Origin of the sequence: Flexithrix dorotheae DSM 6795 (assembly GCF_000379765.1) — a bacterium.
GTDB classification, from domain to species: domain Bacteria; phylum Bacteroidota; class Bacteroidia; order Cytophagales; family Flammeovirgaceae; genus Flexithrix; species Flexithrix dorotheae.
Map to the genome: position 1 here is coordinate 159,242 of NZ_KB903465.1, position 17,429 is coordinate 176,670.

Below are 17,429 nucleotides of genomic sequence, written 5' to 3' on the forward strand. Positions count from 1 at the left end.
AATCCACTTATGGCTAAAAAAATTATGTACTATGCAGTTGGTGGAGGGATGGGACATATTACCAGAGCAAAAGCCTTTTTATATACCACAGAAATGGAATTGGATGAAGTCATCATTTGTACGGCTTCCCGATATGCAAAGGATTTGCTCAAGGACTACAATCATGAAATTATCCCCGGGGAATTAGCCTATGACAAAAATGAACTGAAAAACTGGTTGTTGGATTTGATCAAAAGGCATAATATCGGTTCGGTTTATCTGGATGTTTTTCCCGGAGGAATTATTGGGGAATGGATGGACTTTCCTTCCACAGACCTCAAATTTTTTTACCTTGCAAGAATTTTAAAATTCAGATTCTATCTTTCTAAGTTCAAGGGTTCATTCCCTGCTTTTTCAGAGATTTTCATTTGCGAAAAAATATCAAATGATCAACTGGCCTGGACCAAATCGCTCTCCAGGAATACAAGCTTTTTTAATCTTTATTACCAGGAAAAAACAAGTCCTTCTCATTTGAGAAAACGATTCGAAGCGTCCAAACCTGACAATTGGATAATTCTTCATTCAGGACCTGAAAAGGAAGTAGAGGTTTTATATCAGGAAGCAATGGATTTGGCCAAACTCGAAAAATCAGAACCCAAAATATGGCTAATTTCCGGGAATTTGCCAGAGCACTTAAAGGATAAAGTGAAGTATTTAGGGGCTCAAACTTATAATGATTTGTTGGAATTAGCCGATTTAATTATTTCCGCCTGTGGATTTAATACCATGCATCAATTAAAATTTATTAAAACCAGACACAAATCAATTCCTTTTGAAAGAAAATATGATGACCAGTTTTGGAGAAAAGAAAACATGTGATCAACTGTTTTCTTTATCCACAAAAATAATTTGAACTTTAGCCGAATATTTTTTATTTAAGGGTTAACATTTAAGCTCTATTGCTTGGAGCGTGTTTAAAATTTAGGTTTTAAAGCGAAAACGTCCAGTTTTGGGTACTCACGAAAAAAGAATTTTTTTGAATAGCAGCGCTATTTGGAAATCTTATTTTGAAGTGGGGTTTCATAATTGGGCCTTTGCAGCGAAACAGTTAAAATTTAAACATGCTATTAAGTTATCAGGAAATAATTGTCCCGGTAAGGTTGGCATTTTCTGTGAACCTGGGTCTTTAAAGCTGCTATAGTGCGCTTACGTAAGGTTTCTGGTTTGTGGAAATGACTTTGTTAAAACCAAAGGCGTTTTCAGGTTACCTAGAGAATGGATGTGCAACTTTTTTATTTATAAAAATGACCATCTCTCTCTTTCAAGCTTTAGTACTCCAGACCGAGTGACAAATCAATACTAGTTTAATTTTGATTTAGCAATTAACTATAAAGATACTCATGAATCAGCAAGAAAAATTTCTACAGGAATATCCAGATAAAATATATTTAAAGCATGATGATACTGAATTAATTTCCAATTACCTACAGCAGGAGGAGTTTTTGGAAAAAGATGAAAAGGTAATTGGGATGGAAAAACCCGGAGAGGGGAACATGAATTTTGTAGCCAGAATAAACACCAATCACCGAAGTTTTATTCTCAAGCAATCCAGACCATGGGTGGAAAAATACCCTCAAATTTCAGCTCCTATTGATCGAATAAATGTAGAATCTAAAATTTACAGACTCATCAGGCAAAATAAAACCCTGAGAAATTTCACTCCGGAAATCTTATTGGATAAATCTGAAGATTACATTTTGGTATTAGAAGACCTGGGGAAAGGAGCTGACTTTACCTACCTGTATCAAAAAGATAAAACCATTCATGAAGAGGAACTGGCCACATTAGTAGGTTTCATCAATCAGCTTCATCAAATAAAAAGAGACGTAGCAAGTGAATTTCCAGGGAATATGCCAATGAAAAAATTAAATCATGAGCATATTTTTTATTTCCCTTATTTGGAAGAGAATGGATTTGACCTGGATACTGTCCGGCCGGGCCTACAGGCCATTGCCATGCAATATAAAAAGGATGATGCTTTAAAAGCTAAAATAGCCACTTTGGGAGATATCTACCTGGGTGAAGGGAATACCTTGATTCATGGAGATTACTATCCGGGAAGCTGGTTGAGGGTTACTTCAGGGATCAAAATAATAGATCCGGAATTTGGCTATTTTGGGAAGCCTGAGTTCGATCTGGGTGTTTTCACTGCGCATTTAAAAATGGCACAGGTTGAACAGGAATCTATTGATTTTGTTTTGGAAAATTACGACCAGCCGGCTGGTTTTGATCCACAACTTTGTCAGTCATTTACCGGTGTGGAAATTTTAAGGAGAATAATTGGACTGGCTCAATTACCTTTGGATTTGACTTTAAATGAAAAGGAGGCTCTTTTGAAAGAAGCTGTTAGACTTATTAAAAACTGACCTAAAAACAAATGCGTTTCATCACTTATTTTTTCCTGGGATTATTCTTAATCTCCTGTTCCAACGCTTCGGAAACTGACGAAAAAACTTCAAAAAAACCTGAAAAAATTTCGGGGAACACCCACCTAAACCCTCCTTTATTGAAAAAGGAAGCACTTTATGATAAAATTCTGGGCATGCTGGTGGGATCCGCCATTGGTGACGCCATGGGCGCACCAACTGAAATGTGGAGCCGGGAAAATATTAAAATCAATTATGGATTTGTAGATCAGTTGGATACCATGGTGCGGGCTCCTTCGGCAGAAGGCACCTGGGAATATAATTTGCCAGCGGGAGGAACTACCGATGATACCCGCTGGAAAAAGCTGATTATGGAATTTCTGATTGAATCCGAAAATGGCTTTTTAGATAATAGCCGGGCATTGGATGACCAGCAGTTTGCCGAATTTATATTATCCAAATACCAAAAAGATATTCAATCTTTAAAAAATACGGATGGTTTTTCTCCGGAGCCCTTTGAAGTAAATGCCAGAAAAATGGCCTGGCTTCAGGAATGGGCAATGGTAGCCAAACCCTTTGCAGAAAAGGATTTAAACGGATATGCCTTTGCCCTTAATAAATTCTATGGTGGAGAAATGACCTGTGCAGGAATGCTTTATGCCCCGGCATTAGGAGCCTTTTACCCATCACAACCAGAACTGGCCTATTCCGAGACATACAAACTTTGCCTTTTCGACATCGGTTATGCGCGCGACATCAGTGCCTTAACCGGAGCAATGGTAGCTGAGGCCTTAAGGGAAAATCCATCAAAACCCGCCATCTTAAATGTGGTCAGGGATATTGATCCACAACATTATTTTAAGAGCCGGTTGGTGGGCAGGTCAGCATTCCGAAATTATCAGATTGCCAAAAGTATTGTGTATGAAGCCAATCAACTCGATAAAAGCCAGGTTGATATTTCCAGGCTTATTTTTCCTAAAAATAAACCTTTTGATACCTTACATGTAGCCAGAATGCAGAAAGCCTTTGAACTCCTGGATGGAAATAACCAGGATATGCCATTCCATGCTGCCGAAATATTTTTAGTTAATCTCACTGCCATCATGTTTTGTGATTTTGATTTTGAATCTTCCCTGGCTTTTGTTATCAATTATGGCAGAGATAATGATACTACTGCAGCTGTTACCGGAGCCATATTAGGTGCATTTCACGGAGCCAATAACCTTCCCCCAAAAATGGTGGATCAGGTATTGACAGTAAATAAAGAGCAACTGGGAATTGACCTGGAACAATTGGCTAATGATTTCACTGAAAAAATCTTAACTCAACAGGAAAGCAGCTAGAAATTACTCATAATTGATCACCTCATTTTTTTCAAAATCATAAAGCGTTAGCATTCTGATTTCATAATAAGCATTCCAGAAATCCCTCAAGGCATTGAGATAGGTTCTTTTTGCAGAATCCTTGTCCTGCAGGGCGATATTTAAATCTGTAATGCTAATTTTAGCCACCAGGTATCTTTGCTGGGCAATGTCGTATCTTTTCTGTCCAATTTCATCAGCTATGATGGCAGCTTCTAATTGAGATTTCAGAATCTGAAACCGCTTGACCAGTACATAAATTTCCTGTTCGAAATTAATTTCTTCCTGGGCAACGGTGTTTTTGATCAATTCCTGGTTGGCAAGCGCTGATTTGATGGCCGACTTTTGCCTTCCCCAGTCAATGATTGGTATCTGAAAGGTAACACTCAAATTTTCCCTATCCTGAAGGTCCTGATAAAGTAAATTAAATTCTTCAGAGGTATTTGTCAGACCAAAAGATCCATTGATTTGAACATTCAATCCACTTTCCCCCTTAGCTTCTGCCACATTCCTTTCTGCCTCTAGTTGTTGTCGTTTAAAGCTTAGATATTGTTGCCGGTTTTGTTTTGCCTGTTCAATCGCCTTTTGCTCATCAATATCAAATTCTGGAATTACAGTAGGTTCAATCAGGAAAACACTGGTATTTTCATTATTGCCAATAAACTGATTCAGTTCCAAAGTTCTGGTTTCTACATTAAGTCCTTCCTGGCTCACCTGCTGTTCTGAGTTTCTTAAGTTCAGTTCCAACTGAAGCAATTCATTTTCGGCAATTTTCCCCAATTCATATCTTCCTAATCCAATTTTATAAATGGTATCATTATTTGCCCTGTTTTTTTTGGCTATCTCCGAAGAAATCTGAGCCAATAACAAATCGAAAAATAATCCACTTGCCCTTAATGAAATTCCTTCAATGTCCTCATTATATTCTTTCATCGCCTCTTCATATAAAATCGGCTCTATTTTCTTATCCCATTTAAACTGATTAAAAGTAAAAATGGGTTGATATAGTCCAACTGTGATCGGATTAGCTCGGTAAGTGAGGTATTCATTATCCCCAAATTGCTGGATTCTGCCAATTTCTGATCTCATAAAAACAGTTCCTCCTGTAGGGGAAATTCTTTGAGAAATTCCTAACCCTAACTCGGCAGATGTAAAAGTTCTCCTTCTAAATTGTTCCGATCCGTCATCCTGTGTAATTGGATCAATACTTCGATTGAAATCTGGCAAAGTTCCGTCAAACCCGAGTTGAGGTTTAAACCTAGCCTGGAAACTTTTATAAGCCCAGAAAACCTGTTCTTTTTGGTTTTGAACTCTAAGTGACCACAAAGATTTCCCCTGTGCCAATGCCACTACATCCTGTAGGGTGTAGATATTTTGCTGGGCATTTAAACAAACAGGAAGTGAAAGAATAAGAATGAAAAAAAATGTCTTTTTTAACATGAGTGGTATGTTTGTTAATCGAATTTTGAAGGTTTAACAGCTTATTAAAAAAATGATACTTAATTTGAATTACTCATAGCGTAAGCAGGTAATTGGATCTTGCTCTGCAGCCCTTTTGGCCGGAGTAATCCCAAAAATAAGCCCAACACCCGCAGCCACTACAAAGGAAATGAAAATGGATATGGGGGATACAATTGTGGGGATATCCGCAATCTTGGATATAATTAAGGCGAGAATCACACCCAGTATCACTCCAATTATTCCTCCCGAAAGGCTAATCATTACGCTTTCAAATAAGAATTGTAATACAATGTCCAGTTTTTTTGCTCCAAGGGAAATTCTAAGGCCAATTTCTTTAATCCTCTCCAGCACAGAAGCCAGCATGATATTCATAATTCCTATCCCTCCTACTACCAGAGAAATTCCGGCAATTGCTCCCAGTACTATATTGAAAATATCGTTGGTCCGCTGCTGCTGCTTGAGCAATAATTCGGGAATGGTAATCTCATAATCCACCATGCCATAATGCCGCCTTTCCAGCATTCTTACAATTACATCTGCTGAAGGATTAAGTTGCTCTGTTTCAGACACCTGGATAACAAGTTTATCCAACTGATGATAATTATACGACTTTTTGTTTTCCTGATCCTCATCATTATTTCCATTTCTGGCGGCCTGCTGTACCATTTTGGCTGTAACCAAGGCCCGGTTTTCATAACGCATCAATATCGTTTTCAATGGAGTATATACATCCATATTAAAATCTCTGATTCCCAATTTGGCCAAACTTGAAGAGGACACCTGCCTTTCTGCCATCACCCCGATTATTTTTAACCAGTGCGGTCCGCATTTTATATATTTCCCGATGGGGTTTTCCTTACTAAAAAACTTAGTCTGAATACCTCGGCCAATAATGCAAACCTGAGAGCCATTTTGCAGCTGAAAGTCATTAAACATTTTTCCATCGGCCAATTCGAAATTGTAGATATTAAAATAATCGGGCAAAACACCTATAAGTTTTGCCGACCGCCTTATTCCATTTTTTACAATAAAAGTTTCTTTGATAATTTCCGGACTAATCCGCTGAACGTTGGGCAAAACATTGGTTATACTATTCACATCCAGCATGTTCAACCCGGGAGAGAATTTATTTTCTGAAGCCCCTGAACCATCCCCTTCATCAACCTCCTCTTCTTTTTGTTCTACAATCGGTTCTATTACAATATTATTTACCCCAACCAATTTTATTTGTTCCAGTATTTCCTGCTGAGCACCATTCCCCACAGCCAGCATGGCAATTACAGCCGCTACTCCAAAGATAATCCCGAGTGCAGTAAGAAAGGACCTGAGTTTGTTGGCAATTACCGCTTCAAGGGCAATGGAAAAGTTGGCTAAATATCTGTCCATCATAGCTTATGGGAATTTTGTCTTGGTTTTAAAAAAGTTGTTGAAGGCCGGCAGGGACATTCAATAAAAATTGTAAATCTATACTTATAAAAAATTACTTTTCCGGCTTAAGGCAAATCAAGCTGTAACAATCAAATCTATAGAAAGTGAAAATCTAAAAAAACAGAATTATACTGATTACACTTATAAAGAATATGAAGCCGGATATTTCAAATTTGAATTTTTAGGAGAATGATTTCTCCTAAAAACAGGTCATACCCCAATTTAAAGATCATTTTTTCTGGCCACAACATCTGTCTCCTCCATGTCCAGCAATTTCACTTCATCTTCTTCTTTTCCTTCCGGAGTAGATAAGAGGCAAATGTCTCCTTCATTAATACCCATTTCCACAATAGCCTCATTTTCATTGGTTTTACCCACAATTACCTGTTGTTTTACCACAGTGAGCCCTTCCTTTTTATACACATAAGAGATGGAATCTCCCTGAGAATGAAGACATTCTAGAGGAAGGAAAATAGCTTCGGGAATAGTTTCACAGGAAATAATATTACTGGTGGTCATTGCCGGACGCAAAGTTGTATCCGATTCATTAACCTTAATGGTCACTTCAAATACTTTGGCATCGGAATTGGGTTTTTGTTCACCCATATTCGCCACATTTATTACTTCACCTGTCATTTTCTTATCCGGGAAGGCATCCAGTCCAATTTTTACTATCTGCCCTTTTTGGATTTTCATGATGTCCACTTCATTCACATAAGTTTTGGAAATCATACTGGTAAGATCAGGTAAAGTGGCCACTGTAGGGTTCCAGGTTTGTACGGTTGAGCCCTCCTTTTTCTTTCTCCCATTCCAGTCTCTGGCATAAATGACCATACCATCTTCCGGAGCCAGAATAATAAATTCTTCAAGCAATTTTCCCATAAAATCCACACTTGCCTGTTCCTGAGAAAGGGTTGCACTTTTTTCCTGCATTTTTGCTTTAGCTTGATCTACTTCAATTTTATAGTTTGAGCTGGCCTGTTCAAAGGCCCTTTGCGCTTTTTCCAATTCAATTTCTGCCTGTTTGATGGTTGCTGGCGGTTCAAATTGAGATTGCTCTAAAACGATTCGTTTTTCCTCCACGGCAAACTCCAAATCAACCAGATTATCCCTGGCTTTACGCAGGCTAAGGGCAGTATCCAACATGGTTTGTGTATATTGGGATTCTGCTTTAGTAAGCTCAGTTTCCCTTGCTCTAAGTTTATCAACTACCGAAGATTTATCAAGTTCTCCAATTCTATCTCCCTTCTTTACTACTGTACCTTCGGGAATCAATTTGTTTATTTTCACCTCCCAAACCTGTATAGCCCGTAGCCCGGAAGAGGGCCCCTGCACATTTACAGAGTTCAATGCTTCCAGCTCACCAGTAGTATTCACTGCGATTTCAAAGGGTCCTTTACGGGCAGTTACTGTAATGTCCTGTTTATCATCGGATGTGGTGCCCCAGAAAAAATAAATTAAGGCAAGTACAAAAACTACAATTGCGGGAATTAAGATTTTTTTATTCATTGTTTCAGTAGGTTAGCAAGGCTTTGTATCTCTTTTCCAAAGCTAGAAACTGTTTTGTTGAGGTTATGTTAAAAAATAGTTAAATCCATAGTGATAATTGCAATAATTCCGCTTCTATTCACCAATTTTAATCCTAAAATTATCAACTAAGTTAATAGTTAAAATCGCATAACTGCAAACCGTTCGTGTAAAATTTTAAAAAAATAATAATTAACCAGGTTGCTTATGAATTATCGCAATTAAATTCTATAATTCGAAGATGTATTTTATTAATTTATTTGGAAAAAGCTGGTTTCTAAATTTTATCCTGTACATGAAAAAACTCATTTTTGCCTCAAAACAGTCTTTAAAACTAAAATTCATGCCTTACTTCAAAAGTTGCCTCCCTGTTATTATTCTGGTATTTTTCTTTGCTGCAAATTTAAATCTGGCAAATGCCCAAACGTTTAATTTCGATTTACAGGGCCACCGGGGAGCCAGAGGTTTGATGCCTGAAAATACAATACCGAGCTTCCTGGAGGCCCTTAAACTTGACGTTAATACCCTTGAACTGGATGTTGTTATTTCCAAAGATAAAAAAGTAGTGGTATCTCATGAACCCTGGTTTAATCCGTCAATCTGTCTTGATGCAAGTGGAAATCAAATTACGGAAGAATCAGAAAAGAAGATCAGGATATATGAAATGGATTATGCTGAAATTCTTCAATTTGACTGTGGTTCCACCCAAAATCCCCAATTCCCCAAACAACAAACTCAGAAAGTTGCCAAACCATTATTGGAGGATGTTATCAGCACAGTAGAAGCTTATATTAAAAATAATAATTTACCCAAGGTGGCTTATAATATTGAAATAAAAAGTGCTCCAAAGGGAGATGATACCTTTCATCCTACTATCGATGTATTTTCAAAACTTGTACATAAAGTGATAAAAAAACAATTGCCTACAGAAAGGGTAACTATTCAGAGTTTTGATTTTAGGGTTTTAAAATACTGGAACAAGCATTATCCAGCTTTTAAACTGTCCGCTTTGGTTTCTGGAGGAGATATAAAAAATCAAATAGATAAACTTGGGTTTACCCCCCAGATATATAGTCCCAGCTTTAAGTACCTCGATCAAAACACAGTTAAGCAGGCCCAAACCATGGGCATGAAAGTAATTCCATGGACGGTTAATCAAAAAGAGGAAATGATTCCCCTACTGGAATGGGGAGTAGACGGAATTATTACCGATTATCCTGATATTGGGATGGAACTTAAAAAGTAAATCCTGGTTAGCCAAAAATATCATTGGCAACCAGGATTAAAAAGAAAGCCTAAAGCGGCTAAAGATGGTCAATTATTAAAGCAGGTTAGAGTTTTCAGTTCATTTTTTGGGGGCATTTCCCCTTAATGTTGAGAACATTTCTTTCCATTTCACCAGAATAATTCAATAAGGTTTTAAAATAACTATTCAGGTAAAAACCATTTTCAAAAGTGCCTAAAATGGCTTTCTTGATGTTTTTCCTGGATTCATTTTTGGTAACCAGGCAATTACATCCAAAATCCAGGTAACGCTGTAGTGTTTCTTTATGGGTAGTATCCACAAATAAAATTTGTCGGGAAAGAGGGAACATCTGCCTAAAAGCAACCAGGTTATTTTCGGGCTGGTCGGAAATTGTTTCCTCATCAATTAATAATACATCATTAGAAATTCCAGCACCTTGTTTGGGTAACCGGGAAGTTTTGATGGTGGAAGTTGTCATTTCATTAACAAGTTCAGCCAGGTTATTACCAAAATAGTTTTCTTTAGTAATAGAAATTAAATTGAGGGCGGTCATGATAGTCAACGTTAATATGGCACTCATTAAATTTTATTTGAAGCAGCCATTTTCATCAATCCAATAACACTATAAAACATTTAAAAAGTACTGTTGCACTAAATGAGCGCACAATTTGGCAGATTTTTAAAAAATAAATTATTCCTTAGGAAATAAAATGTTATGTTGAATGAAATTTACACAAATAAATTTTAGTACAATACCAAATTTTATAAATAATTAAAATAGATAGTTTCAGGATAGTAATAAAAATTAGTTAATGCTGGAGGAATATTCTGATCTTATAAAGTTACATCAAATATTCTGCGAAGTCAATACCCAAAATAAGGTATATACATCAAAAACAGTTTTTTATTGACAGTAAATACAGGTAAAAACAAAATAAAAGCGGTTAACAAAATGCCCAATAATTAATTATTCTAAAAAGACCCCTTTAAAAATAAGTATTTTTTCGTAGTACAGGTTATTATTTCATATGGAAAAAATGTAGGACAGATTTACTTGTTTAGCCAATTTTCATTAAACTACTTAGATCCAAATCCTCGGCTTGAATTTTAAAATAAATCAGTGTTTATATTTTAACTTTTCCTTTAACATATTCACTTCCGTTTAATTCCCAATTATTTACTATTTTCGCACGGCATATTCCCCTGTGTTCACAGGTCATAATTATGCATTTTAAAGGGTTTAAAGAGGTTAATTACTTTTTAGTCTCCAAATTTTATAATTGAATTTTTCATTTTTTAATAGAATTTTCCTTGTTTAGAGTCGGATTAAAAATTGATTTCCCAATTTTCAAATTCAAATCATATTACCAAAGAATTGTATAAACAAACTCCTAAAGAGTAAAAATCTGGTTCTACGAACAAACTGAGAAATATCCAACTTTTATGAAAGAATTTAAAAAGATTAATGATATCACGGGCTGGGCGCTTTTCCTTATCTCCTTTTTCGTATATCTTTTAACAGTGGAAGAAACGGCAAGTTTCTGGGATTGCGGGGAATTTATTGCCGTATCCTACAAACTGGAAGTACCTCACCCACCAGGAGCCCCCTTGTTCCTGTTATTGGGCAGAATGTTTTCTTTCCTTGCCTTTGGAGATGTAACCCAGGTAGCATTCTGGATTAATATTCTATCTGTGCTGTCTTCCGCATTAACCATCATGTTCCTGCACTGGTCGATTGTTTTGTTAGGTAGAAAAGTAATCAAACCTGAGAAAGGTGAATATTCCATGAATCAGATCCTCACTTTAATGGGAGGTGGAATTGTAGGAAGCCTTGCTTATACTTTTTCAGATTCTTTCTGGTTTTCCGCAGTGGAAGCAGAAGTTTATGCTTTATCTTCTCTGTTCACAGCCTTCGTTTTTTGGGCTATATTAAAATGGGAATGGATAGAAAATCAGCAATTTGCCGATAAATGGCTTATTTTGATTGCCTACGTAATGGGGCTATCCATTGGGGTTCACTTACTTAACCTGGTAGCCATTCCTGCATTAGGCCTTATTTTTTACTTTAAGAAATATAAAGAACATACCCCTACCGGAGTTGTAGGTGCTTTTTTGGTAAGTGCTTTTGCCATTCTGGTGATCATGTACGGAGTTATCCCAGGACTTCCAAGTGTGGCAGGTTATTTCGAAATTCTCTTTGTCAATTCTTTCGGGCTTCCATTCGGTTATGGTATAACCTTCTTTATCATAATGTTCATAGGACTTTTGGTTTATGGATTATATTATTCAGAGAAAAACCAGAAAGAAGTATTGAATGTGGCCCTATTGGCCTTCACATTCATTCTAATTGGCTATACTTCCTATGGCATCATTCCGATCAGGTCAGGTTATAATACCCCAATCAATGAAAATGACCCTTCCGATATCATTAGTGTGGTGAAGTACCTGAAAAGGGAGCAATATGGAGACCGTCCATTAGTCTATGGACAGTCATTTGTTTCTAAAAGAGTGGACCAGGAACAAGGAGCCGCTGTTTATAGAAAAGCTGAAGACAAATACGAAATATATGATTATAAAACCAAGATCATATATGACAAGAAAAACAATATGCTCTTCCCCAGGATTTACAGTCAGCAGCCTGGACACCCTGAACTTTACCGACAAAAACTGGGGCTGAAAGCAAATGAAACCCCTTCTATGCTTGACAATATTTACTATATGTTCGACTATCAGTTTGGGCATATGTACTTCAGGTATTTTATGTGGAATTTTGCAGGAAGAGAAAGTGATGAGAAGGAAGCAGGCTGGCTTACCCCGTGGGAAGATATCGGGGTTGATTTACCAGAGGAATTAGCCAGAAATAAAGCCAGAAGTAATTTTTACATGTTGCCCTTAATTCTGGGAATTATAGGATTGTTCTTTCAATATAAAAAGGGCGAAAAGGATTTTTGGGTAGTAATGATCCTATTTTTCCTTACCGGATTAGGATTAGTACTTTACCTTAATTCACCTCCGGTAGAACCCCGGGAAAGGGATTATATTTATGTCGGTTCCTTTTATGCTTTTGCCATATGGATAGGTTTTGGTGTATTTGCTATCAAAGAATTTCTGAGTAAATATCTTAAAAACGGACTTGCAGCCCCTGCATTAGCTTGTGTTTTATCCCTTAGTGCGCCTGCAATAATGGGCATAAACGGCTGGGATAATCACAACAGGTCAAATAGATTCCATTCCATTGACCAGGCTAAAAACACCCTGAGAAGCTGCGCTCCAAATGCCATATTATTCACTGGTGGAGATAATGACACTTTCCCCCTTTGGTACGTGCAGGAAGTAGAAGGATTTAGGACAGATGTAAGAGTGGTCGTTTTAAGTTACTTCAGTACCGACTGGTACATTTCTCAAATGAGGAGGAAAGCGTATGAATCAGATCCACTCCCATTATCCATAAAACCAAAAAACTATCTTTCCGGAACCAACGATTATGTTCCTTTGGTAGAATCAGAAGGAAGTGAAAAAAGAGCTGTAAATGTAAAATCATACATCAATCTGGTGGACAAAAATGACCCAAGAGTACTTGTTCCGTTACAAGGTGGCGGACAAACTGCCAAATTGTTAACCAGAAACTTTTCTCTTGATATCGATAAGGGTGATGTATTGAAGAAAGGATTTATTCCAAAAGGTAAAGAAGATCAGGTAGTTGATCAAATGGTTTGGAGTTTAAAAGAAGGACAAAGAGCTATTTTTAAAAGTGATCTGGCTATTCTGGATTTATTAGCTACCAATAATTGGGAAAGGCCAATTTATTTCAACAATACTTCTTCAAATACTTCTAACCTGGAATTAAGACCTTACCTACAATTAGAAGGGATGGCATTCAGACTTATGCCTATCAGAAGCAAACCTTCCGGAGAGGTTGGAGAGGTGAACGTTGAGGTAATGAAAGAAAACTTATCAAAATTTGAATTCAGAGGTTTTGATGATCCAAGTACTTATAATGATGAAGAATACAGGAAGTTTGGGGCAAATACTAGACATAGTTATGCCAGGCTGGCAAAGGCCCTTTATGAAGAAGGAAGATTGGATGAAGCCAAAGAAGTACTCGATACCGGGTTGAAAAACATTCCTGATACGACTATTCCTTATAGCTATTTTACTTCTCGTTTTGTAGAGCTTTACTATTTATTGGGAGAAAAAGAGAGAGCCAAGGAAATTGCGGATGTAATGGAAAGAAGAGCCAGAGAATTTGTGGATTACGCAGTAAATCATGGCAAATATGATGACAATATTTATAGAAGTGCCATGATCTTCCCTTCAGCACTTGCTGATATTTACAGGAGGTTATCTATCCAGGTAATGAATGAGGCTACAAACCTTCAGGGAAGTAGTGACAGTGATATTAATTTGGAAGGAGATATTTCTGCAAAACTTCAGGAAATAGAAGAAGAAAGAAAATTCTATATGGAGGAGTTTGAACGGTTTGATAAAATTTTAGAAGAAAATCAACAAAAACTCCGGTCAGGAAGAAGGTAAGAAATAGTCCTGGTGGACTAAAGTTGAAATAAAGACTGTTTTAAGTTAATCTCCCAAATTTTGAAATGATTTGGATTAGTGATAACTTGAAACAGTTTTTTTTATGGTTAGAGAATGAGCTTGCTTATTCTTTAACTTTTTCAAACTATTTCATTTAACTCACCCATTAAACTAAACTTATGAAAATGAGATTCACTTTTTTATCTTTCATAATTATTACCTCTATTATTTTAGGTTGTAAACCCAAAGAAGAACCTGTCACTGAGGTGGAAGAACCCGAAGAGAAGGAAGTTTCAAAATATGAAACAACTGGCAGCAAAGAGGTAGTAAGTCCTAAGCTACATGATCTTATACCAGAAGAAAACCAATTAGAAATTATAGCAGAAGGTTTTGACTGGTCGGAAGGGCCGCTTTGGATTCCCTCCCAAAACATGTTATTGTTTACGGATATTCCCCCCAACAAAATAATAAAGTGGACAGAAGAAAATGGTGCAGAACTATACCTTACCCCAGCCGGATATACTGGAGAAACGGAAAGAGGCGGAGAAGTTGGTGCCAATGGATTGCTTTTGGATAGTGATGAAAACCTGGTGCTTTGCCAGCACGGCAACAGGCAAATGGCAAGGATGGATGCACCTCTTGACCAGCCAGCACCAAATTTTATTACCATAGCCGATAATTATGAGGGAAAGAAATTTAATAGTCCGAATGATGCTACTTTTAAAAGCAATGGTGATCTATATTTCACCGATCCTCCTTATGGACTAGAGAAAAATATGAACGATCCCTTAAAGGAAATCCCTTTTCAGGGAGTTTATAAAGCTGACGCTGAGGGAAATGTGGTTTTGCTTACGGATGAATTAAGCAGACCTAACGGGATCGCATTCTCTCCGAATGAAAAAACTTTATATGTGGCGAATTCCGATCCTAATAGGGCTATCTGGATGGCTTATGATGTGAAAGAAGATGGAACGCTTGAAAATGGCAGAGTATTTTATGATGCTACAGACAATAGTAAAGCTGGTGAAAAAGGTTTACCTGACGGCTTAAAAGTAGATGATATGGGAAATATTTACGCTACGGGCCCAGGTGGTATATGGATTTTTACTGATGAAGGCGAACATCTTGGTACATTAAAAACCGGCCAGGCTACCTCCAATTGTGCTTTCAATGAAGATAAATCGATGCTTTATATCACTGCTGATATGTACCTGATGAGAATAAAAATGAAATCTTAAAAAATGAAAAGCACTGATTTTTGAATCAGTGCTTTTCTAATACAGGATTAATTTTTTGCCACTATATATTTCTAGTAATAGAGTGAACTATTGTAAAATGTAGGGCATGGCATACTTCCTCCACGCTTTCCATACTTTTTCTGATCACCTAATTTGAATAATAGTTTTAAGGTTAGCATTCCATATACGTCAGCTTTATTCGGGTTTCCATTTCCAAAGGAGGTCGCTCCATTAATTCCATTCGGGCGAATTGTTTCGAAATAATTAACTTCCTCAGGACTAAGGTTCGCCACATTTATTGTTCTGGCACTTACCCCATCCAATAAATCTGAATTGACTACTCTCATTCCCGCATCTACTACAAAAGCTACCTTTTTGCTCAGGTCATAGCGAAACCCAACCCCTAATGGAAATATCATACTAATATTTGGGATAGGTTCTGATTCGGTTTGAAGATCCGAGGCTTTTATTTCACCTGCTCCACCATCACTCGAGAGCAAATATTGTGGGTTATTCGTTGTGAAGCCAAGGCCTGCATAAGCAAAAGGCATCAATTTAGCCCCCGGGTTTCCTCCATACATCAAACTGGTATATAGCTCAATATTTGATGCTTTAAAGGCTCTATTTCGGGAGGGATGAACATCAGGTGCACCTATTTTATAATAGCTAGCGCCCGATTTTAAATAGAGATTTCTTGTATATTGATACCATAACTCCACATTTACGGCCGGCTCAGTGTTTTGGATCTTAAGCCCTGAAACATCACCTGAATAGCCTGTACCTCCCGCTCCAACAGCAAGACTTAACTGGGCAGTAGAGTTTTCAATAAATAATAGGGAGACCACCAATCCTAAAAGGATTCCTTTAAAAAATAACTTCATTTCTGGTTGAATTTATAGCTGATTACGAAATTGTTAGTTGAAGATTTTTACGCTGAAAGCCTAAAAAAAGTTCGAAAGTCAAAAATTCTCTTCAATTTCAGTAAATTCAAATAATATGCCACATGCTTTTTTAAGTCCTTATTCAAAATTGAATCACAATTAATCTGACCATGCACGTAAAAATGAATTTTTCCCGACCTGAACTTATATATTTATTCCTGACCATCCTTGGACTCCTGCTTCCCTGGTATTTTAATATCCAGTTCTTTTTGACTGAACCTGATACTTCCATAGGAAATTTTGTGGCACTTACCTTTCTGAGCTACCCATCGATTTCCATAAATATGGATCTCACCGTGTGTTTACTTACATATTTTGTGTGGTTTATACCCGAAGCTATCCGATTAAAAATAAAAAACTGGTGGATTTTTATTGTTTTGTGCTTTCTGATTGCTTTTGCGTTTTCTTTTCCATTGTTTATGCTTGTAAGAGAAAGGAAGCTTAGAAAAGCAGGGCTTAGAGATTAGATCTTTTGTTTGAAATTAACCTGGCAAGGATTTCCCGATTTTTTTTACCAATTGATATTTTCAATTATCATCTAATGGTTGAATGTCCTAACTTTGCCCGAATTTTCATAAAATGCCAGCTACATTTCAATCATCCAATAAAATTGAATAAATGGTTTATTTGTGGTGTGGCAAATCATGAATGATCATTCAGCAAAATTTCTATTAAAATTAAAAATATGAAAAACCCCATTTTTAAAAAGGGTATTGTCACCGGGCTTGCAGCAGGTTTAACCTGTTTTATTTATATATATGTGCTCTATTTGTTAGGTCTAAATCAATTTGGGCGATTCAAATATATGTTCATTGGAATTTATGCCATATTTTTTGTGGTAGGTTTATGGAGCTTTCGCCAACAGTTTGGTGGCCTGGAATGGTCCAGAGCCCTGGGACTTGGCTTGTTAATTAATTTTTTTGGTAGCCTTACCTATTTTATTGTGCTGTATGCATTCATGGCTGGAACTCCAAATAATGCCATCGAAAGATATGAATCCGAAATGTTGTTGTTGCAAAAAGGTAACCAGGAGTACCTGAAGCATGAAATGCAAAAATCTCTGGAACTTGATGATATTACTACCCATAATAAGCTAAAGGAGGAATTAGACAACCTTAATAAAGCGTATGAAACATTTAAAAATACAGAATGGACTCCTGGAATTATGGCAGTTGATCAAACATTTGGTTTTGCAGGAATTGGGCTTTTTCTAGCCTTTTTATTCAGTTTAATTTTCAAAAACTAGCATACAATTTTTAAATTCAAACCACCAGATTTTCCTGGCAGGC

The 17,429-nt window shown here is 36.9% G+C and carries 13 protein-coding genes; 8 read left to right on the top strand and 5 right to left on the bottom strand.

Going from position 1 to position 17,429, the window contains the following annotated elements; translation table 11 throughout:
* Nucleotides 1-9 precede the first annotated feature (9 nt).
* The 3 genes from A3EM_RS0127575 to A3EM_RS0127590 all read left to right on the top strand — a co-directional run bounded on the left by A3EM_RS0127575 (nt 10) and on the right by A3EM_RS0127590 (nt 3,748).
* Nucleotides 10-858: a hypothetical protein gene (locus tag A3EM_RS0127575; protein ID WP_020531484.1), complete on the top strand. Its 849-nt coding sequence runs from the start codon at nt 10-12 to the stop codon at nt 856-858.
* Nucleotides 859-1,379: 521 nt separating this feature from the next.
* Nucleotides 1,380-2,405, top strand: a complete 1,026-nt coding sequence (locus A3EM_RS0127585) for a phosphotransferase (RefSeq protein WP_020531486.1) — start codon at nt 1,380-1,382, stop codon at nt 2,403-2,405.
* Between the two features lie 11 nt (nt 2,406-2,416).
* Nucleotides 2,417-3,748 carry an ADP-ribosylglycohydrolase family protein gene (locus A3EM_RS0127590; RefSeq protein ID WP_020531487.1) on the top strand — a complete coding sequence of 444 codons (1,332 nt, stop codon included), beginning with the start codon at nt 2,417-2,419 and terminating at the stop codon, nt 3,746-3,748.
* A 3-nt stretch (nt 3,749-3,751) separates the two neighbouring features.
* On the opposite strand, the gene A3EM_RS0127595 is transcribed toward A3EM_RS0127590, so the two are convergent.
* From A3EM_RS0127595 to A3EM_RS0127605, 3 genes are all read right to left on the bottom strand, one after another.
* Nucleotides 3,752-5,206: a TolC family protein gene (locus tag A3EM_RS0127595; protein WP_020531488.1), complete on the bottom strand. Its 1,455-nt coding sequence runs from the start codon at nt 5,204-5,206 to the stop codon at nt 3,752-3,754.
* Between the two features lie 69 nt (nt 5,207-5,275).
* Nucleotides 5,276-6,616, bottom strand: coding sequence for an ABC transporter permease (locus A3EM_RS0127600; RefSeq protein WP_020531489.1), 1,341 nt, complete (start codon nt 6,614-6,616; stop codon nt 5,276-5,278).
* A gap of 261 nt (nt 6,617-6,877) precedes the next feature.
* Nucleotides 6,878-8,164 (bottom strand): efflux RND transporter periplasmic adaptor subunit, encoded by a 1,287-nt coding sequence (locus A3EM_RS0127605; protein WP_020531490.1) that lies wholly within the window; start codon nt 8,162-8,164, stop codon nt 6,878-6,880.
* Nucleotides 8,165-8,477: 313 nt separating this feature from the next.
* Between A3EM_RS0127605 and A3EM_RS0127610 the strand changes: the two genes are divergently transcribed.
* Nucleotides 8,478-9,428, top strand: a complete 951-nt coding sequence (locus tag A3EM_RS0127610) for a glycerophosphodiester phosphodiesterase family protein (RefSeq protein WP_245576563.1) — start codon at nt 8,478-8,480, stop codon at nt 9,426-9,428.
* A gap of 94 nt (nt 9,429-9,522) precedes the next feature.
* Here the strand turns inward: A3EM_RS0127610 and A3EM_RS0127615 are convergent, their stop codons facing one another.
* A complete protein-coding gene (locus A3EM_RS0127615; RefSeq protein WP_157638117.1) occupies nt 9,523-10,008 on the bottom strand; it encodes a hypothetical protein in 486 nt (161 codons plus the stop codon).
* A gap of 863 nt (nt 10,009-10,871) precedes the next feature.
* Between A3EM_RS0127615 and A3EM_RS0127620 the strand changes: the two genes are divergently transcribed.
* A complete protein-coding gene (locus A3EM_RS0127620) occupies nt 10,872-13,961 on the top strand; it encodes a DUF2723 domain-containing protein (RefSeq protein WP_020531493.1) in 3,090 nt (1,029 codons plus the stop codon).
* A gap of 185 nt (nt 13,962-14,146) precedes the next feature.
* Nucleotides 14,147-15,199, top strand: coding sequence for an SMP-30/gluconolactonase/LRE family protein (locus tag A3EM_RS0127625; RefSeq protein WP_211212021.1), 1,053 nt, complete (start codon nt 14,147-14,149; stop codon nt 15,197-15,199).
* 71 nt (nt 15,200-15,270) lie between these two features.
* Here the strand turns inward: A3EM_RS0127625 and A3EM_RS0127630 are convergent, their stop codons facing one another.
* A complete protein-coding gene (locus tag A3EM_RS0127630; protein WP_020531495.1) occupies nt 15,271-16,080 on the bottom strand; it encodes a hypothetical protein in 810 nt (269 codons plus the stop codon).
* A 182-nt stretch (nt 16,081-16,262) separates the two neighbouring features.
* On the opposite strand from A3EM_RS0127630, the gene A3EM_RS0127635 reads away from it, so the two are divergent.
* Nucleotides 16,263-16,607: a DUF2834 domain-containing protein gene (locus A3EM_RS0127635; protein ID WP_020531496.1), complete on the top strand. Its 345-nt coding sequence runs from the start codon at nt 16,263-16,265 to the stop codon at nt 16,605-16,607.
* 218 nt (nt 16,608-16,825) lie between these two features.
* Entirely contained in the window at nt 16,826-17,386 is a 561-nt protein-coding gene (locus A3EM_RS0127640; protein WP_020531497.1) for a DUF4199 domain-containing protein, read from the top strand.
* The last annotated feature ends 43 nt before the right edge of the window (nt 17,387-17,429 follow it).